At 70.2% G+C, this 23,310-nt stretch carries 24 protein-coding genes and 1 pseudogene; 11 read left to right on the forward strand and 14 right to left on the reverse strand.

The genetic code is table 11. The features are described 5' to 3' along the window. Nucleotides 1-464 precede the first annotated feature (464 nt). From WH85_RS26695 to WH85_RS26705, 3 genes are all read right to left on the reverse strand, one after another. Complete coding sequence (locus WH85_RS26695; RefSeq protein ID WP_045744769.1) at nucleotides 465-1,397, reverse strand: endonuclease/exonuclease/phosphatase family protein; 933 nt, start codon at nucleotides 1,395-1,397, stop codon at nucleotides 465-467. Nucleotides 1,398-1,568: 171 nt separating this feature from the next. Beyond that, on the reverse strand, nucleotides 1,569-2,483 hold the full coding sequence (locus WH85_RS26700) for an alpha/beta fold hydrolase (RefSeq protein WP_245674109.1): 915 nt from the start codon (nucleotides 2,481-2,483) through the stop codon (nucleotides 1,569-1,571). A 261-nt stretch (nucleotides 2,484-2,744) separates the two neighbouring features. After that, the gene (locus tag WH85_RS26705) at nucleotides 2,745-3,116 is read right to left on the reverse strand and encodes a hypothetical protein (protein WP_045744770.1); all 372 of its coding nucleotides are present in this window, start codon (nucleotides 3,114-3,116) and stop codon (nucleotides 2,745-2,747) included. A gap of 244 nt (nucleotides 3,117-3,360) precedes the next feature. Between WH85_RS26705 and WH85_RS26710 the strand changes: the two genes are divergently transcribed. The 3 genes from WH85_RS26710 (at nucleotide 3,361) to htpG (ending at nucleotide 6,024) form a co-directional block, all read left to right on the forward strand. After that, on the forward strand, nucleotides 3,361-3,573 hold the full coding sequence (locus WH85_RS26710) for a hypothetical protein (protein ID WP_245674110.1): 213 nt from the start codon (nucleotides 3,361-3,363) through the stop codon (nucleotides 3,571-3,573). 133 nt (nucleotides 3,574-3,706) lie between these two features. Then, nucleotides 3,707-4,111 (forward strand): PNPOx family protein, encoded by a 405-nt coding sequence (locus WH85_RS26715; RefSeq protein ID WP_052720808.1) that lies wholly within the window; start codon nucleotides 3,707-3,709, stop codon nucleotides 4,109-4,111. Between the two features lie 71 nt (nucleotides 4,112-4,182). Beyond that, a complete protein-coding gene (gene htpG, locus WH85_RS26720; protein ID WP_211275447.1) occupies nucleotides 4,183-6,024 on the forward strand; it encodes a molecular chaperone HtpG in 1,842 nt (613 codons plus the stop codon). A 53-nt stretch (nucleotides 6,025-6,077) separates the two neighbouring features. Here htpG and WH85_RS26725 read toward each other — a convergent pair whose 3' ends face one another. The 8 genes from WH85_RS26725 to WH85_RS26755 all read right to left on the reverse strand — a co-directional run bounded on the left by WH85_RS26725 (nucleotide 6,078) and on the right by WH85_RS26755 (nucleotide 12,544). Next, the gene (locus tag WH85_RS26725) at nucleotides 6,078-6,296 is read right to left on the reverse strand and encodes a DUF397 domain-containing protein (RefSeq protein WP_045744772.1); all 219 of its coding nucleotides are present in this window, start codon (nucleotides 6,294-6,296) and stop codon (nucleotides 6,078-6,080) included. Nucleotides 6,297-6,306: 10 nt separating this feature from the next. Continuing rightward, nucleotides 6,307-7,152 (reverse strand): helix-turn-helix domain-containing protein, encoded by an 846-nt coding sequence (locus WH85_RS26730; RefSeq protein ID WP_045744773.1) that lies wholly within the window; start codon nucleotides 7,150-7,152, stop codon nucleotides 6,307-6,309. A 211-nt stretch (nucleotides 7,153-7,363) separates the two neighbouring features. Continuing rightward, nucleotides 7,364-8,269: a PfkB family carbohydrate kinase gene (locus tag WH85_RS26735; protein ID WP_045744774.1), complete on the reverse strand. Its 906-nt coding sequence runs from the start codon at nucleotides 8,267-8,269 to the stop codon at nucleotides 7,364-7,366. Nucleotide 8,270: 1 nt separating this feature from the next. Then, nucleotides 8,271-8,429: a hypothetical protein gene (locus tag WH85_RS51710; RefSeq protein ID WP_169792489.1), complete on the reverse strand. Its 159-nt coding sequence runs from the start codon at nucleotides 8,427-8,429 to the stop codon at nucleotides 8,271-8,273. Between the two features lie 54 nt (nucleotides 8,430-8,483). Then, nucleotides 8,484-9,140 (reverse strand): hypothetical protein, encoded by a 657-nt coding sequence (locus WH85_RS26740; protein WP_045744775.1) that lies wholly within the window; start codon nucleotides 9,138-9,140, stop codon nucleotides 8,484-8,486. 22 nt (nucleotides 9,141-9,162) lie between these two features. Further along, entirely contained in the window at nucleotides 9,163-9,660 is a 498-nt protein-coding gene (locus tag WH85_RS26745) for a hypothetical protein (RefSeq protein WP_083449290.1), read from the reverse strand. A 152-nt stretch (nucleotides 9,661-9,812) separates the two neighbouring features. Beyond that, on the reverse strand, nucleotides 9,813-12,236 hold the full coding sequence (locus WH85_RS47430) for a DUF6571 family protein (protein ID WP_052720810.1): 2,424 nt from the start codon (nucleotides 12,234-12,236) through the stop codon (nucleotides 9,813-9,815). After that, nucleotides 12,233-12,544 carry a type VII secretion target gene (locus WH85_RS26755; RefSeq protein ID WP_063775546.1) on the reverse strand — a complete coding sequence of 104 codons (312 nt, stop codon included), beginning with the start codon at nucleotides 12,542-12,544 and terminating at the stop codon, nucleotides 12,233-12,235. Before WH85_RS26755 ends, WH85_RS47430 begins: the two co-directional genes overlap by 4 nt. A gap of 125 nt (nucleotides 12,545-12,669) precedes the next feature. Here WH85_RS26755 and WH85_RS26760 point away from each other — a divergent pair, with 125 nt between their 5' ends. Further along, on the forward strand, nucleotides 12,670-14,151 hold the full coding sequence (locus WH85_RS26760) for an MFS transporter (protein ID WP_045744778.1): 1,482 nt from the start codon (nucleotides 12,670-12,672) through the stop codon (nucleotides 14,149-14,151). After that, complete coding sequence (locus WH85_RS26765; protein WP_045744779.1) at nucleotides 14,148-14,756, forward strand: acyl-CoA-like ligand-binding transcription factor; 609 nt, start codon at nucleotides 14,148-14,150, stop codon at nucleotides 14,754-14,756. The genes WH85_RS26760 and WH85_RS26765 overlap by 4 nt, the downstream gene beginning before the upstream one ends. 69 nt (nucleotides 14,757-14,825) lie before the next feature. Here WH85_RS26765 and WH85_RS26770 read toward each other — a convergent pair whose 3' ends face one another. Continuing rightward, on the reverse strand, nucleotides 14,826-15,584 hold the full coding sequence (locus tag WH85_RS26770) for a hypothetical protein (protein WP_045744780.1): 759 nt from the start codon (nucleotides 15,582-15,584) through the stop codon (nucleotides 14,826-14,828). 243 nt (nucleotides 15,585-15,827) lie between these two features. Here WH85_RS26770 and WH85_RS26775 point away from each other — a divergent pair, with 243 nt between their 5' ends. From WH85_RS26775 to WH85_RS26790, 4 genes are all read left to right on the forward strand, one after another. Then, nucleotides 15,828-17,360 carry an alpha/beta hydrolase gene (locus WH85_RS26775; RefSeq protein WP_045744823.1) on the forward strand — a complete coding sequence of 511 codons (1,533 nt, stop codon included), beginning with the start codon at nucleotides 15,828-15,830 and terminating at the stop codon, nucleotides 17,358-17,360. A gap of 3 nt (nucleotides 17,361-17,363) precedes the next feature. Further along, nucleotides 17,364-18,806, forward strand: coding sequence for a GntP family permease (locus tag WH85_RS26780; RefSeq protein WP_045744781.1), 1,443 nt, complete (start codon nucleotides 17,364-17,366; stop codon nucleotides 18,804-18,806). A gap of 48 nt (nucleotides 18,807-18,854) precedes the next feature. Beyond that, nucleotides 18,855-19,394, forward strand: a complete 540-nt coding sequence (locus WH85_RS50735) for a hypothetical protein (RefSeq protein ID WP_045744782.1) — start codon at nucleotides 18,855-18,857, stop codon at nucleotides 19,392-19,394. A gap of 103 nt (nucleotides 19,395-19,497) precedes the next feature. Beyond that, the gene (locus WH85_RS26790; RefSeq protein ID WP_045744783.1) at nucleotides 19,498-20,784 is read left to right on the forward strand and encodes a hypothetical protein; all 1,287 of its coding nucleotides are present in this window, start codon (nucleotides 19,498-19,500) and stop codon (nucleotides 20,782-20,784) included. 44 nt (nucleotides 20,785-20,828) lie between these two features. Here the strand turns inward: WH85_RS26790 and WH85_RS52385 are convergent, their stop codons facing one another. Continuing rightward, nucleotides 20,829-21,203 carry a DUF3618 domain-containing protein gene (locus tag WH85_RS52385; protein WP_052720812.1) on the reverse strand — a complete coding sequence of 125 codons (375 nt, stop codon included), beginning with the start codon at nucleotides 21,201-21,203 and terminating at the stop codon, nucleotides 20,829-20,831. A 117-nt stretch (nucleotides 21,204-21,320) separates the two neighbouring features. On the opposite strand from WH85_RS52385, the gene WH85_RS26800 reads away from it, so the two are divergent. Both WH85_RS26800 and WH85_RS54185 read left to right on the forward strand, forming a co-directional pair. After that, on the forward strand, nucleotides 21,321-22,493 hold the full coding sequence (locus WH85_RS26800) for a serine hydrolase domain-containing protein (protein WP_052720813.1): 1,173 nt from the start codon (nucleotides 21,321-21,323) through the stop codon (nucleotides 22,491-22,493). A 9-nt stretch (nucleotides 22,494-22,502) separates the two neighbouring features. Continuing rightward, a pseudogene (locus tag WH85_RS54185) lies at nucleotides 22,503-22,631 on the forward strand (multicopper oxidase domain-containing protein); the annotation flags it as partial. A 42-nt stretch (nucleotides 22,632-22,673) separates the two neighbouring features. Here the strand turns inward: WH85_RS54185 and WH85_RS26805 are convergent. Then, nucleotides 22,674-23,282, reverse strand: coding sequence for a TetR/AcrR family transcriptional regulator (locus WH85_RS26805; RefSeq protein ID WP_211275449.1), 609 nt, complete (start codon nucleotides 23,280-23,282; stop codon nucleotides 22,674-22,676). Nucleotides 23,283-23,310: the final 28 nt, after the last annotated feature.

The following is a 23,310-nucleotide window of genomic DNA, read 5'->3' on the forward strand; positions in this document are numbered from 1 at the left end:
GCTGGTCTTGTTCGGCCGTCGTCTGTGGTTGTTGTGGGTTTCTGGTTGAGCCGTGGTGGGCGGCTGGTCTTGTTCGGCCGTCGTCTGTGGTTGTTGTGGATCTCCGGTTGAGCCGTGGTCGACGGCGGGGCGTTCCGCAATGCCGTTCAGTCTCAGTTGATCGTGACTCTGACCAGGAGCTTCGTGTCGGCTGTCATCGCGTCAGCCGGGCGGCGTCTTCGGCCGCCTCGCACGTCAGCGCTTCTCGGCAACTCGTGGCCGCCACGAGCCGTTGCCACGATCGACAGCGGCCGGGTGGGCACTGATTCCGCTCGGCTTATGTTGATCTTGGCGGGGCCTGCTGAGGCCGGGAGTGGCTGGACTGCGCCGACGCGCGGGGTGACCGGAGGCGTTGTTCGGCGGGCACGTTGGTGGCCGTGACGAAGCCCCTGGTCGGGATCGTGATGCGGCGGTTCGTCGGCTGTTCAGGGCAGGGTCAGGGTGGCGGCTACGGGGCGGTGGTCACTACCGGTGGGCGGGAGGGACCACACGCGCGAGACGGACAGGGAACGGGCCATCACCTGGTCGATGCGGGCCACGGGGAGGGCACCGGGCCAGCTGAAGGCGAAGTCGCGGGCTGTCACGCCTACGTGGTCGGTGACCGGGGACAGGCCGCGGTCGTCCAGGGTGCTGTTCAGGTCGCCTAACAGGATGATCTGGTCCAGGGGTTCCGCTGCCAGGGCCTGGCCCAGGCGGTGGGCGCTCTCGTCGCGGCGCTGGGAGGCGAAGCCGGTGAGGCCGATGCGTACCGAGGGGAGGTGCGCGACGTAGACGGCGATGTCGCCGTGCGGGGTTCGGGCGACGGCGCGCAGGCCACGGTTCCAGTCGGGGCCCACACCGGACGGGCGGATGTCCAGCAGGCGGGCCTCGGTCAGAGGGAATCGGGACCAGAGGGCGACCGTGCCCTGGACCGTGGAGAACGGATAATTCCTGGCGAAGACCGCCGCATAGGCGGGCAGGGCTTCCGGGACCATCTCCTCCAGCCCGATCAGGTCCGCGCCAGTGGCGGCCAGCTGCTGTGCGGTGCCGGCCGGATCGGGGTTCTCGTCGCTGACGTTGTGCTGTACGACGGTCAGGGCAGTGCCGCTGCCGGCAGGGTCTGACGGCGTCAGGTAGGGGGCGAAGATCCCCAGCCAGGCTGCCAGGGGGAGCAGGGCGGCCAGGAGCGCGGGGCGGGAACGGCCCCACCAGGCGAGCAGCAGCAGCGGGAGGACTCCCAGGGCCAGCCACGGGCGGAAGGCCTCGACCAGGCTGCCGAGCCGGCCGACGCTGTTGGGAACCAGGCTCGGAAACAGCAACACGAGGGTGAGGAGTGCCGCGAGGGGCACACCCAGCAGTAGTCCGGACCGTCGGCGCATCGACTGATCCTGGCACCCGCATGCCAGCGCCCTTCGGGTCGGCTCAGCGGGCGGTGCTGACGGCCGGGCTCAGCAGGTGGTGGCGACCGGGCTCAGCGGGCGGTGCTGACGACCGGACTCAGAGGTGGCGCATGACCAGCCGGGTTCCGGAGGGCGGTGCTGACGGCCGGGTCAGGGGGCGGTTCCCAGGATCTCGGTCAGGACGGTGTTCCACAGGGCCTGCGGGGGGACCTCGTGGCCCACGCCGTCCAGCCAGACCAGGCGGGCGCCGGGGATGGCGCGGGCCAACTCCTCGGGGTGTTGCGCGGGGAATCTGCGATCCAGGGTGCCGTGCAGGACGACGGTCGGGGCGGTGATGGTGCCCAGGCGGTCGCGGACCGGTAGGCAGTGGCCGGCCAGACGGTGGTTGGTGCGGGCGGCGGACAGGTCGGTGGAACGGTCGAAGACGCGTTCGGCCAGGCGGCGCAGGTAGGGCTCGTCGGGGGTGAACGGGCCGCCGCCGGCCCGGATCTCGGCGATCAGCTGGGTCACCGCGGAACGGCGGTCGGACCAGTCGACCTCGAGGTCGGTGGCGGTCGCGGTTCGGGTGGCGACACGAATGGTGCCGGTGCGGACCGGTGGAGCGAGGTCGGCGTCGCCGTCGGAGGAGACGGCGCCGTCGGAGACCGGGCCGTCGTCGGGGGCGGCTGCGGCGGCCGGCCCGGCCGTGGTCGCTATCAAGGACAGGGTGAGCACCCGGGTGGGGTGCTCGACGGCCATGCGCTGGGCCAGGGCCCCGCCCAGGGAGAGGCCGACCAGGTGGGCGGCCCGGATGTGCAGGGCGTCGAGTACGCCCAGCGCGTCGTTCATCAGGTCGATGCCGGAGTAGGCCGGCCCGGCCGGGAACGAAGTGGAACGTCCGGTGTCCCGGTGGTCGTAGCGGATGACGAAACGTCCGCCGGCCGCGAGGCGGCGGCAGAACTCGTCGTCCCACCAGTCCATCGAGCTGGCTTCGCCGGCCAGGAGGAGCAGGGCGGGATCGGTAGCTTCGCCGAAGGTCTCCGTGCACAGTTCGATGCCGTTGACGGGCATCATCGTCTCGGTCACCACAGGATCATTGTGGCGAGCCTCACTGACAGCCACGTTAAATGGACATCACATCGGATGACCTGCTGCCTGAGAGAATGCTCGGTTCGGCCTCGCGCGGGCCGTCCGAAGACAGGCGCGCGGGGCAGTCCGAAGGCAGACGCGCGGCTGTCTGGGGACAGACGCGCGGACTTGTCCGGGGGCGGGAGACGCGGTGTCCCGGCGGCCGGGGGCCACCGGGACTCGGTGCGGGCGCGGCGGGCAGCGGCCGCCACACGTCGGTCAGTGGCGGGCCTCGGCGGGGACCGCGGCGGCGGCCCGGGCCTGGTTGCGGACCACGCGCAGGGACACGCCGGTCAGGGTGAGCGCGACGGCGAAGAGAGCCAGGTGCAGGGCCGGGTCGATGATCGGCACGAAGGCGATCACCGCGACCGGGATCTGCACCACGGCGATGAGCGCGGCGAGCAGCCGGCGGCGGCCGCCGCTCCACAGCATGGCGGTCCACACCGGTGAGGTGACGATCAGGAGCGTCAGTCCGTCCAGCACGGCGTGCAGTGCCGGGTTGTGCACCCGGTTGTGCGCGAAGGCCTGGGCGGGGGTGGCGATCCAGAGGCCGGCGAGGGTCAGGGCGAGTACGAGAGCGGCGCGACGCATGGGGTCCTCCAGCGTGATCAGACCGTTGCTCCGAGTAATCAACGTACCGAGCCCGCCGGGGGCGCGTAAAGGGTCACGCCGATTCATTCGCCTCCGTGCCAATGTCACTCAGCGTAAATGAAGCTGGCCGAAAGGATGGTTGGCTACGCCTGGTGACCATCGCTAGCCTGCTGGAGTGCGTTTGTTGGAGAGTGTCATGGCTGCCACGATCACTGTGAGTGCAACAGGAGCTGGTTACGTTGCGTTGAAACCCGAGGAGTTGACCGCCAAGGCGCAGGTTGTCGCGGACCAGGCGACGTGCCGGACCGTGGACACGGCGATCCTCGGGTACCTCGTGCTCAACGACGTCGAGCCGACCTCGGTCGACGACCTGAAAGGCCTGGTCAGCGGGGACATCTCGCGGTACAGCATCGTGAACGGGGTGGCCGCCGGCCCGGGCTGCGCGACACGGGGCTGATAGGGGAAGGGGCGTGACCACTCACGCGGGCCGCGCGGGCCGGGGAGCGTCAGCGACACCGGGCCGCGCCCTCGGCGGGAGCGACGGTCGGCACCCACCACCCCGCTGCGACAGCGGTTTTAAGCTCTTGACCGTGAATCTGTGGTTCGGGCTGCTGAACCGGACTCTGAACCCGGCCGTCCTTCGCCTGATCAACCGGGGGAGAGGGCCGTTTTCACTGGTCAGGCACGTGGGGCGGCGTAGTGGGAAGTCCTACGAGACGCCGTTGTGGCTGATCGCGCTCGATGGTGGGTTCCTGGCGGAGCTGACCTACGGGCCGTCCGCGGACTGGCATCGCAACGTGGTGGCGGCCGGTGGGCGCTGTCAGGTCGTGCACCGGGGCACCACCCACGAGATCGACCGCATCGATCCGTATGATCCGGGTAGGGCCCTGCGGGTATTCGGCCGCCCGGCCGCGCTCGTCCTACGTCTGACCGGGCGCCGGGATTTCCGTTTTCTCCGTGTCACCCGTGTGAAACCGCAGGTGGAGGATGAGTGAACGGCCTCTGGGGCGGATGGCCCGGGCGGACGTCATACCATCGGGGCGACCACCGGACATGACGGAAACGGGTGATGATGGAGACGTTGGAGTTCCAGGCCGAGGCGCGCCAGCTGCTGCAGCTGATGGTCCATTCGATCTACTCGAACAAGGACATCTTCCTGCGCGAGCTGATCTCGAACGCGTCCGACGCCCTGGACAAGCTGCGCCTGGCGAAGCTGCAGGACGGCCTCGAGGCGGACATCTCCGACCTGCACATCGAGATCGAGGCGGATCCCGAGGCGCGAACCCTGACGGTGCGCGACAACGGCATCGGCATGAACCGTGACGAGGTCATCGACCTGATCGGCACGATCGCCAAATCCGGCACCGCGGAGCTGCTGTCCAAGCTCAAGGAGGCCAAGGAGAGCCCGGAGCTGATCGGCCAGTTCGGCGTCGGCTTCTACTCGACGTTCATGGTCGCCGACAAGGTCACGCTGGTGACCCACAAGGCGGGCACCGAGGGCCACGGCACGCGCTGGGAGTCGGACGGCGGGGGCACCTACACCATCGAGGATGCCGAGGACGCCCCGGTCGGCACCACGATCACGCTGCACCTGCGGCCGAAGGACGAGGACGACGCGCTCTTCGACTACGCCGAGGACTGGAAGATCCGGGAGATCGTCAAGCGGTACTCGGACTTCATCTCCTTCCCGATCCGCAAGGGTGAGGAGACGCTGAACTCGCAGAAGGCGCTCTGGGCGCGTCCGCGCAGCGAGGTGACCGAGGAGGAGTACCACCAGTTCTACCGGCACATCAGCCACGACTGGTCGGACCCGCTCGAGATCATCAACATGAAGGCGGAGGGCACCTTCGAATACGAGGCCCTGCTCTTCATCCCGTCGCGGGCCCCGCACGACCTGTTCCAGCGGGACGCCCGCCGCGGCCTCCAGCTGTACGTCAAGCGCGTCTTCATCATGGACGACAGCAAGGAGTTGATCCCCGACTACCTGCGCTTCGTCAAGGGTGTCGTGGACGCGGCCGACCTGTCGCTGAACATCTCCCGGGAGATCCTGCAGCAGGACCGGCACATCCAGATGATCCGGCGCCGCCTGGTCAAGAAGGTCCTGTCCACCATCAAGGACCTGATGAGCAGCAACCCGGAGAAGTACGCGACGTTCTGGCGCGAGTTCGGCCGGGCCGTCAAGGAGGGCCTGCTCAGCGAGCCGGACAACCACAAGCCGATCCTGGAGATCTCGTCGTTCTCCTCGACCGCCGGCACCGAGCCGACGACGCTCGCCGCCTACGTGGAGCGGATGAAGGACGGCCAGGACGAGATCTACTACCTGACCGGGGAGACCCGCTCGCAGGTGGAGAACTCGCCGCACATGGAGGCGTTCCAGGCGCAGGGCTACGAGGTGCTGATCCTCACCGATCCGGTCGACGAGATCTGGGTCGACGCTGTACCTGAGTTCGACGGCAAGAAGCTGCGCTCGATCGCCCGCGGCTCGGTCGACCTGAAGAAGGACGACGCGGAGCCGGAGAAGGAGCCGGAGGGTGACTTCGCGCCGCTGCTCGGCTTCCTCAAGGAGAAGCTCGACGAGCAGGTCAAGGAGGTGCGCCTGTCGCACCGTCTGACCACCTCGGCGGCCTGCCTGGTCAGCGACGCCGACGACATCACCCCGGCACTGGAGAAGATGTACCGGGCGATGGGCCAGGACGGCCCGCGGGTCAAGCGGATCCTCGAGCTGAACCCGAACCACCCGCTGGTCAGCGGCCTGCGGTCGGCGCACGAGGGCAACGCCGACGAGGCGTCACTGCCGGACACCGCCGAGCTGTTGTACGGCACGGCGCTGCTGGCCGAGGGCGGCGACCTGGAGGACCCGGCCCGGTTCGCCAAGCTGCTCGCCGACCGGCTGGCGAAGACGGTCTGATCAAAAGAGGCCGGCGCCCCTTTCACAGGGGCGCCGGCCTCTTTTCAAAGATGTCAGCGCAGGAAGTCGTCGAACTCCCCGCGCTTGACACCGTCCACGAAGGCGTCGAACTCGGCCGTCGTGTAGACGACCATGTCACCGTCGGGCCGCCGCGAGTTCCGGACGGCGATGGTGTCCTGGTCCACCTTGGCGATCTCGACACAGTTGAGGCTGGCGCTCTTGGTCGCGACACGCCAGGTCAGTTCTTCGCGGCTGAAGTCCGCACGAGTCATGGGTGATCGTCTAGCTTTCTCGGGAACGGAGAGCGGCATCGACGAGTTGCAGCGACTCGGCCTCGTCCGCCGCCGACTCCGATAGATGGGCGAAAATGGTCCGGCAGCGGTTCACGTCCTCCGTCTTGCTCTCGGAGACGGCGCCGAGTGTCGTCTCCGCGTGGACCCGATCGCTGATGAGATCGTCTGCGAATTCTAATATCGAGAATCCCCCGACGAGGGCCGAAGCGGCACTCGCCACGACGGGCAGGATCTGCAGGACCACATTCGGCAGTTCGGCGCATTCGCGCAGGTGGATCAGCTGGTCCCGGGAGGTGGCGGCGTCGCCGACGCGGGCCGCGAGGACGGCTTCGCCGAGCACCACGTGCAGGCTGACCGGGTCCTCGGAGAACAGGATCCGCTGCCGCATCATCCGGAAGTCCACCGCCTCCTCGAGCTCCCGGCGGCCCAGGCCGGGTTCGACGTCGGCGAGCAGCGCCCGGGCGTACGCCCGGGTCTGCAGCAGACCGGGCACCAGCGCCAGCTCGTAGTTGCGGATCGTGGTGGCGCCCGCCTCGAACCCGACGTAGTCCGAGGGGGTGTTCCACTTCGACCACCAGCCCTCCTCGTGCGCCGCGCGGGCCAGGTTCTTCAGGCTCTCCGCGGCCGCCGGGCCGAGGTGGTAGTGGTCGCAGAGGGCGCCGATGTAGACCAGGATCGGCCGCCGCTGCCCGTTCTCCAGGCGGCTCATCACCGACGGGTTGACGCCGAGGGCCCTGGCGACGTCCGCCGCTTTCAGGCCGGCGGCCTCCCGGTGGCGGCGCAACTCGTCACCCAACTGGCGGCGGAGCAGCACGGGGCTGGTCCGGCGTGTCACGGGCACCTCCAAGGTCGTGGATCCACGATAGGGCCGCGAGGGGACCGGCCGCGACTGTCGGCACCGGCAGACTGTCAAGTTCCTGCTGGCAATTGCCAACGGCGGTCGGGGCGCAGAGACTGGGGTGGCGTCACTCGCGGCAACGGGTGTCGCACACACGGAGACGCCTTCGGGGAGGCAGCCGAAGGCGTCTCGTTTGTGCGTGTCGTGGTCAGGACGAGCCCGGGGCGGGCCGTGCGGCTCGGGGGAGCGCGGCCAGCCAGGCGCGCGGCCCGGCATGCCGGACGCGGACGCCGGCGGTGCGCACGGCGTACCCCGCAGCGGTCCTGACCTCATGGTTCTGCGCGAGGAAGACGGCGAGCGCGCCGTGGAAGGCGTCGCCCGCGCCCGAGGTGTCCACCGCCGTGACGGGCGGCACCACGATCTCGCCCGAGGTGCCCGCCGATCGGTCGAACCAGGTCACCGGTGCCGGTCCGTGGGTGACCAGAACGTGCGGGGCGCCGATAGCGGTCGCGGTCGCGGCGTCGGTGCCGCCGGTAGCTTCAGGGGCCTCCCTGGCTTCTCTGGCTTCAGGGTGGCGGAAATCGGCCGAGCAGGCGACGACCTCGGCGAGCGGGAAGAGTTCGGCGAAGACCGGGCGCCAGCTGCCGGCGTCGATCAGCAGGCGGCGCGCGTTCCGCGCCGCGGCCACCGCCAGCAGGGGATGATGTCCGTCGGCAAGCGTCAGGTCCGCGTCCGGAAGATCGTCATTCGGTACGCGGAAAGCCTGGTCCCCGGCATTGCGGCTGACGATCGACCGCTGACCGGTCCCGGACAGCACCGTGACCGCGGAGACCGGCGGCGGCTCCGCTGAACCGGCCGCCGCATCGATCAGGGTGACGCCGTGCGCCGCCAGATCGGACCGGATCAGGGCGCCGAGGGGATGGTCGCCGACCGCGCTGAGCAGGGTAACCTCGGCGCCGAGCGCGGCCGCGGTGACCGCCGCGTTGGCCGCCGGACCGCCCGCGGCGACCTCGACGGTGTCAGACTGGACCTTCTCGTCGGCGCCGGGCAGCCGCGTCACCCGCTGGATCAGGTCGACGGTCGCCAGGCCGACGCAGAGCAGCCGAACCGGCATGTCAGCGCCGGAACAGCTCGGTGAAGAACGTGCCGATGTTGCTGAATATCCCCACGATGCCGTCGAAGATGCCGCGGAACACGTCGGCGGCCGGCCCCGGGTTCGTGCCGATCCAGAACACGAGCAGGAACAGCAGGATCCAGCCGAGCACCTTCTTCATCCGCAAGATCGTGTCACAGTCGCACCACTCTATGCACCCGGCCCGCCTTACCCGTCAGGGTTTGTCGTGTTTGGCCCACTTCGTGCACGCGGTGCTGTACTTAGCCTGGCGATCGGAGTCGGGGTCGAGTACGCGGTCGGCGAGCCAGTGACGTTCACCGTCGCCTGACTCGACGTTCTCCATCACGTAGGACTGGACGGTTCCCCGCTTCTCCCGGACGGTGAAATCGGTGTCCTTGGTGTCGTGCCAGTAGCCGAGGTCGGTGCAGAACGTGACGGTTGCCTGGTCCGTGCCGCTCTGTTCGACACCCATGACCTTGCTCCAGACCGGCCCAGTCCTCGGATTGTTACTCGTGGTCGTCGTGAACGGCGCCAGGAACTGCTCGTAGTACCGGTCGGTGTAGAAATACCGTCCGATGGCGATGACCGGGGCCCAGTTGGTGGACTGACCGATCCAGTACTCGTACGCGAGGCTGCGCCGGGCGGCGAGGACCTCGTCGGAGTCCGGCGCTCCGGCCAGGTCCCAGGTGATCGGGAGACGCGCGGTTCCGTCCATCGGAACCTGCTGGTACGCCTCCTCGAACGTCAGGGCCGGCGCGGCCGGGCTCGTAACCGCCGGGGGCGTGGGCTGATCATCGCTGGTGCAGCCCACGAGGGTGAGAGCAACCGTCGCGGTGACGAGTGTGGTGGCCAGTGCCTTCGACGTGCTCACCGGAAACCTTTCTGGCTTGCCGTCAGGACTTGTGTTTGGCCCACTTCGTGCACTCCGCGCCGTACTTCGGCTCGCGGCCGGTGTCCGGATTACTCCGCTTCTCGGTGAGCCAGTGACGTTCACCGTCGCCGGATGCGACGTTCGTCATCGTGTACGACTGAACGCTGGCCCGCTTGTCGCGAACCGTGAAATCCGTGTCCTCGGATTCGTGCAGGTAGCCGTCGTCGGTGCAGAACACGACCGTCGCCTGGTCCGTGCCGGTCTGCTCGACACCCATGACCCTGATCCACACCGGGCCCACGTAGGGATTGTCGCTCGTCGTCGTCGCGAAGGGCGCCAGGAACCGGTCGTAATGGCTGTCGCCGTAGAAGTAGTTGCCGAGCGCGACGATCGGGCCCCAATCGGTCGCCTGGCTGAGCCAGTACTCGTAGGCGAGGCTGCGGCGGGCGGCGAGGACCTCGTCGGTGTCCGGTGCCCCCGAAAGATCCCAGGTGATCGGGAGATCAGCGGTCCCGTCCATCGGCAGCTTCCGGTAGGCCTCCTCGAAAGTCAGAGAGGGCGCGGTGGAAGCTGACGAGGGGGTCGCGGGCGGTGGCTTGGGCGACTCCTCTTTCGTGCAGCCTGCCGTGGCGAGAGCCGTCGTCAGCACCGTGATTACGGCGGTCAGCGTCCTCACTCGGTGGTCCGCTGCTGCGTGAAGAGATCGTTTGCCCACTCGTAGCCCTCCTGATAACTGGATCCCGCGGTGCTGGCGGCGCTGCCGGCGCTGCTTTGGCCGCCTGCCTGCAGGTATTCCTGCCAGAGCCGATAGTCGGTCTTGCTCCAGTCGCTCACCCGTTTCAGCTCGCCGTCCTCGCTGAAGGTGCTTGGCAGGTTGAGTTGGCCGCTGTTGTAATACGCCTGCTGGGCGAGGCTTTCCGCGGTGGAGCGGCCGGCGCCCAGAGTCGCGGCGACCTCGTAGGTGGTGTTGCCGGCGTTGCCGACCTTCGCCTGTTCCTCGGCCTGTGACACCACGTCACCGACGAACTCGCCGATCAGGTCTCCGGCGACCGGCACGGGGATCCTCTCGGTCAGTTTGCCGACGACCTGATCGGTGACGAAGCTGATGGTCCGGTACCGGGCTTCGACGTCTCCGTTGAACTGCTCGTCAGCCTGGGCGCTGGTCACATGGTGCGCCTGCGTCGCGCCGAAGTCGAGAGCACCCACCACGCTGCCGTAGTCCTTGGAGACGACGCCCATCGCGCGGATCTGCGCGTTCACGTCGTCGGCCGGAGCACGCCGTCCGGAGAGGATCTCGTCGTAGGAGTTGAGGGTGTGGACCGTCTCGGCCGTCGTGACGGTGTGGTGTGCCGCCTCATCCTTGCCGATCTCTGCCAGGAAACGCACCAGGTGGGTGCGGTCGACGTCGACGTTCTCGCCCTGGACCGCCACGTCCCCGGCGGTGAGGTTGAGGTTCACGTCGCGGATGTACGCCGCCGTGATGTTGGCCATCGAGTCGCGGAGCTGTGGCTTGATCAGGTCCTTGGCCGCGAAGTCCTCGGTCTTGCCGTTGCCGGGCTTCTCGCCGTTCTCGTAGCCGCTGGCCTCCTCGTCGACGTTGAGTTCGAAGATGATCGACTCGACGAGGCGGCGGGAATCCGGGCCGGGCTGGTCGGTGGTGGCGTGTTCGAGTGCTTCGCCGAACTTGTCGAGGGCGTCGTTCTGGTAGCCGTCCTGGTTCTTCATCGACTCGACCGTCCAGGCCATCCCGCCGGGGACGTCCCGGCTGGTGTCCCAGTCGCGGTCGGTCAGCAAATAGTCGAGGCGGGGCAGTCGGCCCCGGTCGCCGTCGGGGTGGTCGGGGGCGTACTCGACGATGCCGGTGAGCATGTCCCGAGTGCCCTCGCCGTTGCGGGACAGGGCCTCCATCAGGGTGTTCACCGGGTCGTACCCGGCCGGCGTGGTGTTGTCGTCGTGGCCCTGGGTCCAGTCGAGACGGATGTCGTCCTTGCGGGACGCGGTCCACATGTCGCTGTTCTCGCCGGTCTGCATCTCGAAGTCGATCATGTCGCCGCCGACGGTGGACAGGAACTTGGCGTCGTAGTCGCCGCTGTGCAGCATCGGGCCGAGCAGCTGGTAGCCGTAGACGTCCGTGCTCCGGAACTGGTTGAGCGGGTTTCCGATGGTCATCTGGCTGCGCCCGGCGGCTGTCAGGTCGCTGATCCACTGGTTGGACAGCTCGTACTCGCCGGGCGTGTACTCCTCGCCGCGGGGGCCGGACGGGTGGCCGGTCCGCGTGGTCGCGGTGCTCAGCATCTGCCCGAGGCCGTTCTGCAGGTCCTTGACCAGGTCGGCCTGGTAGCGGTCGAACAGGAAGGCGCCGGTGTCGTCGCCGGGGCGGTCGAGTTGGTAGGTGGCGAACGTGCCGTTGAGCTGCAGCAGCCCTTCCGGCCCGAGGCTGTTGAGCAGGGTGTACGCGAATTCCCGGTCCTTGCCGTACAGCTGGATCAGGTTGCGCAGCTCTTCGAGTTCGGCGTTGGTGGGATCGTGCGCCGGATCCTTGAGCGTGTTGATCAGGTCCTGGGCGCGCTTGATCGTGCCGGGCGGGGTGGAGCCGAATCCGGTTCCGGCCGACGGCAGGTTGTTCCTGATGGTGGTGGCGGTCGCGTCGTCCTGGGCTTTCGCGTATTCGACCACCGAGTGCAGGTCGCTGCTCAGCGTGCCGCTCTTGTCGACGGTGCCGATCGGGTTGTCGGGTGCGGTGACGGCCCCGGTGGCCGTGTTCACGGTGTAGCCGGCCTGCTTCGCGGACGCGATGATGCCGTCGGCCTGCGATTGCAGGCTCTTCATGGCGTACGCGTGCTGGTCGAAGGCGTCGGCCATGCTCTTGGCCGGCTGGTGGGAGTTGTCCACCTCGGCCCGCAGCCGTGCGGCCTTCGCCAGCGCCTCGGTGGACCCGTCGCCCCGGGGCCAGGCCGTGCTCAGGTCGCGGGTGCCGCTGATCAGCTGGTCCGTGGTGTCGTCGATGTCCCGGGCGAGCCGCTTCCACGCTTCGGCCGTGGTGTGCCAGGGCGCCGCGTCGAAGTCGAGCAGATCCTGCAACGTCAGGGAGCTCATCGGCCGGCCCCGGTCGTGCTGCGCAGGTCCTGGGCGTTCGTCTCGTCGGCGTCCTCGTAGTCGTTCGCCGCCGTGGTCAGGCCGGTGCCGAAGGTGTCGACCTCGCCGGTGATGCGGCGCAGCATGGTGAGCCATGCCGTTTCGGCCTCCGCCGCGGCGGCGCCGGCGGTGGACGCCGTCCCCTGACCGGGTTTCAGGTCGGTGCCGGCGGCCTTCACGGCATCACGCAGCGTGGTGGCCGCGCCGGTCACGTCTTTGCCGACGTTGCGCAACGCGGGTGCGTCGATCTCCAAATCCCCAGCTGGCACCGGTTCTCCCTCCCCCAAGGCGAACCGACACCGTACAAGGTGAAGATCGGAGAGAGGAAGGGAGCGCCGGGCTTGCCTCGATCATAAACTGGAAGTTGCTAGCTTTTGAGAGTTACTGTCAAAACATGGTTGCTTCCACTTCACGCTGGTACGCGCTGGCCGCCCTCTCGCTGTGCGCCATCGCCATCGGGCTGGACAGCACGGTGCTCAGCGTCGCGCTGCCGACCCTCGCCGCCGACCTCGGCGCCTCCACCGACGACCTCCAGTGGTTCACCACCTCCTACCTGCTCGTCCTCGCGGCCGGCCTGCTGCCCGGCGGGATGCTCGGCGACCGGTTCGGCCGCAAACGGTTCCTGCTCGGCGCGATGCTGCTGTTCGGCGGAGCGTCGGCGGCCTGCGCGTACGCGGCCACCACCGGCCAGCTGATCGCCGCCCGCGCGCTGCTCGGCCTCGCCTCGGCGGTGATCATGCCGCTGACCAGCGCGGTGGTGACCGTGCTGTTCGACGCCGGCGAGCGCCCCCGCGCCCTGTCGATCTGGGTCACCGCGAACGCGCTGGGCATCCCGCTCGGCCCGCTGCTCGGCGGCTGGCTGCTCGACCACTTCTGGTGGGGCTCGGTCTTCCTGATCAACCTGCCGCTCGTGGTGGTCGGCGTGATCGCCGTCGTGGCCTGGGTGCCCGAGTCGCACGGCGACCGCGGGCGGCGCTTCGACCTGCCCGGCGTGGTGCTCTCCACGACCGGGTTGGCCGGGGTCACGTACGGGATCATCGAGGCCGGCACCCGCGGCTGGACCGACCCGCGGTCGTTGCTCACCGCCACCGGCGGGCTCCTGGCATTCGCCGTCTTCGTGGGGTGGCAGCGCCGGGCGGCCGCCCCGCTGATCGACGTCGCGCTGTTCCGCTCCCGGGGGTTCACCGGCGGATCGGTGCTCGCCACGATCGCCGCCTTCGCCCTGTTCGGGCTGCTGTTCGCGTTGCCGCAGCTGTTCCAGGCGGTCGGCGGGCAGGACGCGTTCGGCACGGGCCTGCGGCTGCTACCGGTGATCGGCGGCCTGATGGCCGGGGCGCGGCTGTCCGACCGGCTGACCACCAGGTTCGGCCCGCGAGCCGTCATCGCCTCCGGGCTGGGGCTGATGGCGGCCTCGCTGATCGCCGGGGCGTTCCTGCCGTACGCGCTCGTGGCCGTCTGGGTCGCCACCACCGGGGCGGGCCTGGGACTCACCATGCCGCCCTCGATGAACGCCGCCCTCGGGGCCCTCGCCGTCGAACGCAGCGGTGTCGGATCGGCGCTGATCCAGACGATGCGGCAGGTCGGGAGCGCGGTCGGGGTCGCGGTGCTGGGCACCGTGCTGAACGCGGGCTACCGGGACCGGCTGCCCGTGGCGGCGGGGGAGGAGGTCCGCGACAGCGCGGCGTCCGGGGTCGCGGTCGCCCAGCGGCTGCACGATCCGGGGCTGCTGGATGCGGTACGGACCGCGTTCGTGCACGGCATGGACCGTTCGCTGCTGGTGTCCGGCGCGGTGGCCGCCACCGGCGTGGTCCTCGCGCTGCTGCTGATGCCGCGTGCCGGGAGGCCGGCGCCGGAGCTGGCAGAATCGGGGGTATGAGTGGCACCCCGGCCGGTGGCCTGCGCGAACGCAAGAAGGCCCGCACCCGGGCCGCCATCCGCGAGCACGCGATGCGGCTCTTCGAGCAGCAGGGGTACGCGGAGACCACCGTGGACCAGATCGCCGAGGCGGCCGAGGTCTCGCCGAGCACGTTCTTCCGGTACTTCCCGGCGAAGGAGGACCTGATCCTCGTCGACGACCTGGACGCCCAGCTGATCAGCGCGGTCCGGGCACAGCCGGCCGGCGTCCCGCCGATCGAGGCACTGCTGCACGGTATGCGCGCCATGCTGCGGGACCTGCCGCCGGAGGCGTGGGCGTACGAACGCCGCCGCCAGCGGATCCTCGCCGCGGTGCCGGAACTGCGGGCCCGGATGATGCATCAGATGACCACGGCGATCGACATGATCGCCGTGGTCGTCGCGGAACGCGCCGGCCTGCCCGCCGACGACTTCTCGGCCCGGGTGGCAGCCGGCGCGATGGTCGGCGCGATGCTGGCGATCCTGCCGCCGGGCGGCCTGGCGATCGCGGAGAGCGACTGGCCGGCCGGCATGGATCAGGCGGCGCGGGCCCTCGAACTGCTGCAGAAGGGCTTGCCCCTGGGGTGAGCTCCGTCCTTCCCGTCGTCGTCGTAGGAGTTCGACGCGGCGGTGGCGGCGTTCACAATGAGAAGGGGGTCACCGGGTGCAGTCGACCGAGAGGGCCTTGGAGAGTTTGCCGTTGGAGCCCCAGACGCAGGTGTGGGTGGCGCGGGCCGCGGTCAGGTGGAACGGCTGGCCGTCCGGGCCGCGGACGGCGGTGGTGCCGTCCTTGCCGTCGTGGGTCCAGTCGACCTCGATCTGCCAGTAGATGTCGTACTTGGTGGTCGAGGCGAGCACCAGGAACTCGGCGGTGTCGGTGGAGACCTGCAGCGGCAGCCGGCGCGACGAGCTGTTGTTGTAGGCCGTCATCTTGGGCTTGGGCTGGTCGAGGTCGGCCTCCAGGTGCGGGCCGGGGCTGGGTGCGTTGCAGTCGATGGCGGCCTCGGTGGTGGCCTGGATCGGGGCGGTCTTGTCGCCGACCGGGACGGCGCGGACGGCCTTGATGGTGGTCGCCGACCCGTTCCCGGTGATCTTGACCTCGACCTGCATGGAGGTCTGCTGCACGGCGCCGGCGCCGCGGGCCCAGCCGGACAGGTCGTTGCCGGCCAGCGGGTCGGGGATCTGCCGCGGGTCCAGGTCGACGGTCCAGGCGTCGGTGCAGCGGCTCGCCTTGAGGCGGGTGGCGATGACCACCGGCTCGTCGGCCTCGGGCAGCGTCTGGGCCTGGGAACCCGATCCGTCGCTGCCGCCGGAGGTGCCCGCGCAGGCGGCGGGGCCAACAGCGATCATGGCGGTCGCGGCAACGCCGAGGAAGGCGTTGCGGGCGGTGGAGCGGGGTTCCGAGATCCGGATCACCGGTGATCCTCTCGCTACAGGGAGAAACGGGCCGCGATTAGCGTGGCCATCTGAGACGGCCCTCACATCATCTTGATCGTCATCTCATCGGCCGAAACGGTTGCAGAAATATGGCCACTCGGCTCTGGACTTCCCGCGCCGTGCCGCGTTTTCCATCGATTCTGGACGAAGTGGGCCATCCATGATTGCATCGGCGTACGTGAATTCTCGTCGCCGCCGCCCGCCGGAGTCCCCGAGGTGCCCATGCGCAAGGCCGTACCCCTGATCCTCGGTCTTCTCGCCCTGCTCGCGCCGACCGCCCTGACCGGGCCCGCGCGCGCCGGGATCCCGGCGCCCGAACCCGCCGCGACCGGCATCGCCTGGGGACCCTGCGGCCCCGACGAGCAGGCGCCGGCCCGGGTGCTCTGCGGCGCGCTCACCGTGCCGGTGGACCACGCGGCCCCGGCGGGCGAGACCCTCACCCTGGCCCTGGCGAAACGGCCGGCCACCGACCCGGCCCGGCGGATCGGCACCCTGATGTTCAACCCGGGCGGTCCCGGCGGATCCGGGGTGAACTTCATCTACCACGCCGAGACCGGCTTCTCGGCCGACCTGCTCGCCCGCTTCGACATCGTCAGCTACGACCCGCGTGGACAGGCCCGCAGCCGGCCGGTCCTCTGCGACTCCACACAGGTCGACGCCCAGTCGGCACTGCTCTACCCGGACAGTCCCGCCGAATACGCCGCGCTGCGCACCGCCAACCGGGCCCTCGCCGAAGGATGCCTCGCCCTGACCGGCCCGCTGCTCGGGCACGTCGACACCGCCCACGTCGCCCGCGACGTCGACGCCATCCGGGCCGCCCTCGGCGAAGAGAAGATCAGCCTGTTCGGCGTCTCCTACGGGACGATGATCAGCCAGCAGTACGCGGAACTGTTCCCGCACCGGATCCGGGCCCTCGCCATGGACTCGTCGATGGACCACGCCCAGGGCATCGCCGGATACCAGGGCTGGGAGAGCGTGGCGATGGAGGAGTCGTTCGGCCAGTTCGCCGCCTGGTGCTCCCGGACCGTGGCCTGCGCCCTGCACGGCGCGTCCGTCCTGGACTACTTCGATGCGCTGTACGCCGACGCCGACGCCGGAGACCTGGTGGTGGACGGCGCCCCGGTCACCCCGGAAGTCCTCGTCGACGCGGTCTTCGGCTACCTGTACGGCCCGTCGCTCTGGTTCGAACTGGCCGACCTGCTGCTCTACATCGGCGGCGACGGCCTCGCCCCGCACGGCGCCCAGCTGCCCCGCGGCGAACCGGTCCGCAACGGGTACCTGCCGGTGATGTGCTCCGACTACCACTACGACCTCTACACGTACCCGGCGGTGGCGATCCTGGAGAAGGCCCAGAACGCACTGGCCCGGCACACCCGCCTCAACCCGCTGGCCTGGACCGACCTGACCGGCTGCCAGAACTGGCCGTACCCGGTGACCAACCCGCCGCACCGGCTGCGGGCGTCACCCGCCCTGCCCCCGATCCTGATCAGCAACAGCCGGTACGACGTGGCCACCCCGTACCAGTGGGCGCTCGGACTCGCGGGACAACTGCCCAGCTCCCGGGTCCTGACCTACGACGGGGTGGGCCACGGGACGTACTGGCTCAGCGACTGCGCCCGGCAGACGATCGACGACTACCTGCTCGCCGGAGTGCTCCCGGAGGCCGGCGCGCACTGCCCGGCGGTCTTCCCGTCGACGCCGCTCGACAAGCAACAGTCCACCCTGACCAGCCCGCTGCCACCCTACGGACGGTGACCCGTGGAACCCATCACCGACGCCGGGACGGCGCAGCTCACCCTCGCGGCGGTGCTGGGCATAACCGCGGTCGTCCTGCTCATCGCCGCCGCCAAATGGCACCCGTTCCTGGCCCTGATCGCCGGCGCCGGGGTGCTCGGACTGACGGCCGGCGCCGCACCCGGCGACACCGTCGACTCGTTCACCACGGGACTCGGCACGACAGCCGGCAACGTGGGCGTCCTCATCGCCCTCGGCTCGATGATCGGCGCGCTGCTCGCCGAGACCGGCGGCGCCGACGGCATCGTGAACCGGATCGTCACCGGCGTCTCCGGGGCCGCCCTGCCGTGGGCGATGGCGGGCGTGGCATCCCTGATCGGGCTGCCGCTGTTCTTCGAGGTGGGCGTGGTGCTGCTGGTGCCGATCGTGCTGCTGGTGGCACGGCGTACCGACGTGGGCCTGCTCCGCCTGGGGATCCCGGCGCTGGCCGGGCTGTCGGTGCTGCACGGGCTGGTGCCGCCGCACCCGGGGCCGCTGGTGGCGATCTCCAGCCTGAACGCGGACCTGGGCCTGACCCTGCTGCTCGGGCTGGTCTGTGCGATCCCGACGGTGATCATCGCGGGGCCGGTGTACGGGAACTTCATCGCCGCGCGGGTGCCGGTGCCGGTCCCGCCGGCCGCCTCGTCCCCGGACCGCCCGGACTCCGGGCCCGCCGGCGGTCAGGACCTCGTCGACCGGGACGACCTCGGCAACCCCGGAGCGCCCGGTGACCTCGTCGACCCGCAGGTCGGCCGGCGGCGCAACCCGGGCTTCTGGGCGGCCGTGCTGACCGTTCTGCTGCCGGTGGCCCTGATGCTCGCCCGCGGCATCGCCGAACTCGCCCTCCCCGACGGCAACGGCGTCCGAGCCGCCCTCGAAGTCGTCGGCGAACCGGTGGTGGCCCTGCTCGCCGGGGTGTTCGTCGCCATGTGGTCGCTGGGCCGCCGCGCCGGCTTCGACCGGCGGGAGACCTCCGCGGTGATCGGCGGCTCGCTGCCCCCGATCGCCGGGATCCTGCTCATCGTGGCGGCCGGCGGCGGCTTCAAACAGGTCCTCGTCGACGCCGGCGTCGGCACCGTGATCGCCGACGCGGCCCAGGACGCGAACATCAACGCCCTGGTCCTCGGCTTTCTGGTGGCGGTCGGCATCCGCGTCGCCACCGGCTCGGCGACCGTCGCCACGATCACCGCCGCGGGCATCGTGGCCCCGCTCGCCGCCACCCTCGACCGCCCCGAGGTGTCCCTGCTCGCGCTGGCGATCGGGGCCGGCTCGCTGTTCTTCTCACACGTGAACGACGCCGGGTTCTGGCTGGTCAAGGAGTATTTCGGGATGACCGTGGGGCAGACCATCAAGACCTGGTCGGTGATGGAGACCATCATCTCGGTCGTCGGTTTCGCCTGCGTGATGCTCCTGAGCCTGATCGTCTGAGGTCCCCGGCGAGCCCGTTCCCAGGTTCGTCGGCTACCTTGCGTCACCGTGAAGCGTTCCCGGATTCTGCCTGCCGTCCTGCTCTGCGCCAGCCTGGCGAGCCTCGCCGCCTGCGGTGACGACGCCGACGTGGCCGCCACGCCCCCGTCGTCGGCGGCAGCCTCGACCGCCGCGGGCTCATCGACCGCCGCGGGCTCATCGACCGCCGCGGGCTCATCGGCGGCCGCCGGCGATGACGCGGCGGCCTCCGGGCCGGTCGACGACGCGGCCCTCTGCAAGAAGGTGAGCGAGGCCGGCTCGACCATGAAGGGCGGCATCACCGACGCGGCCCAGCCCGACGGGGGCGTCAAGGCGGCCGACGCGAAGAAGGCGTTCACCGGCTTCCACACCACGATGACCGGCGTGCTGGCCACCGCCCTCGCCCCGGACAGCGAGGTGGCCACCGCCGTCCGCGCGATCACCGACGAGGTCGGCAAGGCCGCCGCCACCGACAACCCGATCGGCACCGCCGCCGACGCGGACTTCGCGGGCCTGAGCACCGCCCTGACCGCCGCCTGCAAGACCGTCAACGTCACGGTCACCTTCTAGGGGTACGCGTAACGACCGGCATCGGGGTGGCGACCGGACGCGTCCGCGACGTGAATGGTTAGTCTCGGAGGCGCTCGCCACGACGACGAACGGCGGAAACAGCGTGACGGACCAACTGCAGGTGCCGGTGTGGGCGCTGGCCACGGAACCGGACAAGATCGCGCCGGCGGCGTGGCTGCCCGTCAGCGGCGAGGGGATGACCCCGGAACGGCTCGCCGGGATGCGGCAGGCGCTTGCTGCCTTCCTCGACACGCCTCTCGTCACCGTGGAGGCCTACGCGCTGCCCGCGGAAACGCGTCTTCAGGGTGGCCGGCTCCTCGATGCCGCCTCGCCGCTGGCCACCGAACTCCGGAACCTGCTGAAGATGCCCGCGCACGCCCCGCGGTCCACGGAGACGCTCTACCGCATGGTGGTGCCGAGCGGAATGGCCGCCCAGCTGGGTAAGGGACTAGTCCGGTCCATGCCGTCGCAGGCCGTCGCCGGCGGGATCCACGGCGGCATCCTCGGCAAGGCCGGCATCGTGGGACAGTCGACATTCGTCCCCGTGCTGACCGAGACGTCCGCCACCGGCGCGAAAATGGCGCGTGGGGCCGGCTTGGTCACGGCGTGCGGGCCCTTCATTCTGATGGCGGTGGCCACGGCCGCGAGCCTGTACGCCGAGGAGCAGCGGCGCAAGGCCATGGAACGGGTCACCGAGATTCTCGAGGGCCTGGCAGCCGACAGCCTCGACGCGGAACGCGACCGGTTGAACGGCGCGACGACAGCCGTCGAGCGGGCGACGGCTCTCCTGCTCGACAAGGGAGAGATCGGGAACTCGATGGGCCTGGACGCCGCGGTGCACACCGTGGACACCGCCATCGCCTCGGCCGTGCGCCGGGCCCGGGCCTGGCGGATGAAGGTCGACGGGTTCCCTTCGGGCGGCGTGGAGGTCCACGACCTCCTCACGGCGTTCCCGGGGATCGACGACCCCGACGGCAGGTTCCGTGTCGAGCTCCGGCTCGCCTCTCTGACGATCGCCACGAAGCGTCGCGTCGCGGTTCTGCAAGCCGTGGAGCACGCCCAGAAATCGCCGGAGCTCGACTTCACCCGCTTCACGGAAGCGCTGCGGGACGAACAACGCGGGATCGACGAACTGGAGAGCGATCTCCGGTCGCTCCTGCTCGGCCTGGCGGAACTGCAGCTCCGTGCCCCCACCCGGAGCTTCACCGATCGTCTGCTGACCCAGGGCGAGGTGAACAGCCTGCTCGCATGGCCGGGCCGCCTGCGCCGGCTGGCGGACGAGGAGTCGGCGGCCGCGTCAGGACTTCCCGATGTCGAGATCGGGCTCGTCCAGCGGGCCGACGGTAGGGTTCTGGTCCTGCCGGCGGAGGCCGTACCTCGAGACCTCTAGGCGGGTACGCGTTCCCGCGTACCCGCGAAGAGGTCGCTCTCTGATCAGCGGAAGCGGTCGAACCAGGCGGCGGGGCCGGAGGAGGCCCGGCGGGCGGCGGCGCGGCGCTGCTGGATGAGGACGGCGGCGGCGCCGAGGACCGCGGCGACGGCGGCCACCGGGAGGGCCTTGCGGACCGTGGGGCGGCGGGTCGCGACAGCAAGCCGTTCCCGGGTGGAACCGGCCACGCGGGCGGTCGTCGTGCCAGCCGCGGCGAGCGTCTGCTTGGCCTGGGCGACGGTCTCGCCCGCGGCCTGCTTCGCCCGGCCGGTGATGTCGGTCTTGGCGGCCAGCGCCTCGACCGTGTCACCGAGGTCGGCACGGGTCCGCTTGATCTCGTCGGTGAGTTGTTCCTGGCCTGTCGGAATGCTGGTTGCCATGGGTTCTCTGTGCCCCGTCCGTGAGCAGGCGAAACAGTTGGTGGTGGGGTTAACCCCACCCGGCATCCGGGTGGTGGCGGCAATGTTGTGAAACGTCATCGTTGGCACGCTCGTGCCATGACATCGACCATGCAGAACACGTCGAGGCGGGTCACCGCGCTCACCCTCACCGCCGCACTGACCCTGGCCGGGGTGGGCGCGACCGGCGTCGCGGCCCAGGCCGGCGGCACCACGATCCAGGGCGCCGCCCAGCGTGTGGTCGCCGCCGGAGCCCCCGGATATCTTGCGCGGGTCGACGACGGGCGGCGCGTCGAGACCGCTGCCGCCGGGGTCGCCGACCGCGCCACCGGGCGGCGCCTCGGCGCGGACGACCAGTTCGAGATCGGCAGCAACACCAAGATGTTCACCGCCACCCTGGTCCTGCAGCTGGTCGACCGGGGGCGGGTCCGGCTGGACGCGCCGGTCGAACGGTACCTGCCCGGGGTCGTGCCGAACGGCGCGCACATCACGGTACGGATGCTGCTCAACCACACCAGCGGACTGTTCAACTACACCGAGGACGAGGAGTTCATCCCGTCGGTGCTGGCGAACCCGGGGTACGCCCACACCGTGCGGGAACTGCTCGACGTGGCGTTCGCCCACGAGCCGGTGTTCGCGCCGGGGAGCAGCTGGTCGTACTCGAACACCAACTACATCGTGGCCGGGATGCTCGTCGAGAAGGCGACCGGCGAACGACTGCCCGACCTGGTCCGGGACCGGATCACCCGCCCGCTGGGGCTGACCCGCACCTACCTCGCCGACCCGCGGGCGACCCGCACCGGCCGCGGCTACGCCCACGGCTACACGGTCGCCTTCGCCTCGGGGACACCGTCCTACACCGACACCAGCGGCGGGGCGGTCGGCGCGTGGGGCGGCGCGGCCGGCGGGATCATCTCCACCGCTTCGGACATGTCCCGGTTCGTCGAAGCGCTGCTGACCGCCCGGCTGTTCTCCGCCGAGCAGCTCCGGCAGATGAAGACGACGGTGGCGCTGCCGGCCGGCGGGTCGTTCACCGGCGGGTACGGCCTGGGCCTGATCCGCGTCGACTACCCCTGCGGGACGGTGTGGGGCCACGACGGCGGCACCCTGGGCCACCAGAGCTGGGCGGTGGGCACCGCCGACGGCAGGCGCAGCGCGATCAGCGACGTCACGGCCACCGTGATCGACACGGCACAGAACGAGGGCGCGGAACGCCTGTTCCGGACCGCCGACGAGACCGGCAAGGTGGTGATCTGCCGGGCGCTGAGCTGACGGTCGTGCGTGCCGGGCGGTACCCGCGCTACTTCGGGGCGGTCCGGGCGTACCACCGAGCATCACTACGAGACCGCGTTCCGGGCCGACAACCCGGGACTGTGGATGGACCACTGCCACCGCCCGGACCATGTGGCCAACGGGATGGGGTCATGCACCTGGCGTACGGGAGTGCGAAGTTCATGCGGGGTCGCGGAGCAGGGCGCGACGGAGCTGGTCGTGGAGGAAGGCCTCGGCGTCGTCGAGTGGCCAGCCGTTGGTGTCGGTCAGCGCGAAGTAGGACGCGTTGTCCAGGTAGAACCAGATGATGTCGGCGGCCCGGTCGACGGTCAGGCCGTCGTGCAGGGCGCCCAGGTCGTGCAGGCGCTCGGCGGCCCGGCGGAATCCCTCGCGGCGGCTCTCGGCGGCCAGGCGCAGGGCGTCGGCGACGGCCGGGTCCTGGGAGGCGGTCTCGGCGACGACGCGCATCACGTCGTGCCAGTCGGCGAACTTCAGGCGCGTCTGGTGGGTCAGGTAGCGCACCAGGCCGGCGGCGTCCGGTGCGTCGGCCAGCCGTTGCTTGATCTCCTCGGTCTCCGGGCTGGTGGTGGCTGACGCGATCACGGTACGCAACAGGCCCTGCTTGCCGCCGGCCACGGCGTAGACCGTCGCCGGGGCGACCCGGGCCTGCCTGGCGATCATGTCGACCGTGGTCGTCTTGAAGCCCTGCCTGCTGAACAGGTCGTGGGCGGCCTGCTCGATGGCCTTCTTGGTTGCGGCCGCGTACTCGGCACGCCTGGTCGTCGTCACCCGCACATAGTAGGGCTCCGTTTGTCAG

The sequence above is a fragment of the Actinoplanes rectilineatus genome (assembly GCF_000962825.1).
Lineage (GTDB): Bacteria > Actinomycetota > Actinomycetes > Mycobacteriales > Micromonosporaceae > Actinoplanes > Actinoplanes rectilineatus.

Coding starts and splice junctions, on each gene's coding strand:
- WH85_RS26695 (WP_045744769.1), bottom strand. CDS start 1,397: ATGCGCCGACGGTCCGGACTACTGCTGGGTGTGCCCCTCGCGGCACTC.
- WH85_RS26705 (WP_045744770.1), bottom strand. CDS start 3,116: ATGCGTCGCGCCGCTCTCGTACTCGCCCTGACCCTCGCCGGCCTCTGG.
- WH85_RS26725 (WP_045744772.1), bottom strand. CDS start 6,296: ATGACTCGTGCGGACTTCAGCCGCGAAGAACTGACCTGGCGTGTCGCG.
- WH85_RS26735 (WP_045744774.1), bottom strand. CDS start 8,269: ATGCCGGTTCGGCTGCTCTGCGTCGGCCTGGCGACCGTCGACCTGATC.
- WH85_RS51710 (WP_169792489.1), bottom strand. CDS start 8,429: ATGAAGAAGGTGCTCGGCTGGATCCTGCTGTTCCTGCTCGTGTTCTGG.
- WH85_RS26745 (WP_083449290.1), bottom strand. CDS start 9,660: ATGGACGGGACCGCTGATCTCCCGATCACCTGGGATCTTTCGGGGGCA.
- WH85_RS47430 (WP_052720810.1), bottom strand. CDS start 12,236: ATGAGCTCCCTGACGTTGCAGGATCTGCTCGACTTCGACGCGGCGCCC.
- WH85_RS26760 (WP_045744778.1), top strand. CDS start 12,670: ATGGTTGCTTCCACTTCACGCTGGTACGCGCTGGCCGCCCTCTCGCTG.
- WH85_RS26765 (WP_045744779.1), top strand. CDS start 14,148: ATGAGTGGCACCCCGGCCGGTGGCCTGCGCGAACGCAAGAAGGCCCGC.
- WH85_RS26775 (WP_045744823.1), top strand. CDS start 15,828: ATGCGCAAGGCCGTACCCCTGATCCTCGGTCTTCTCGCCCTGCTCGCG.
- WH85_RS52385 (WP_052720812.1), bottom strand. CDS start 21,203: ATGGCAACCAGCATTCCGACAGGCCAGGAACAACTCACCGACGAGATC.
- WH85_RS26800 (WP_052720813.1), top strand. CDS start 21,321: ATGACATCGACCATGCAGAACACGTCGAGGCGGGTCACCGCGCTCACC.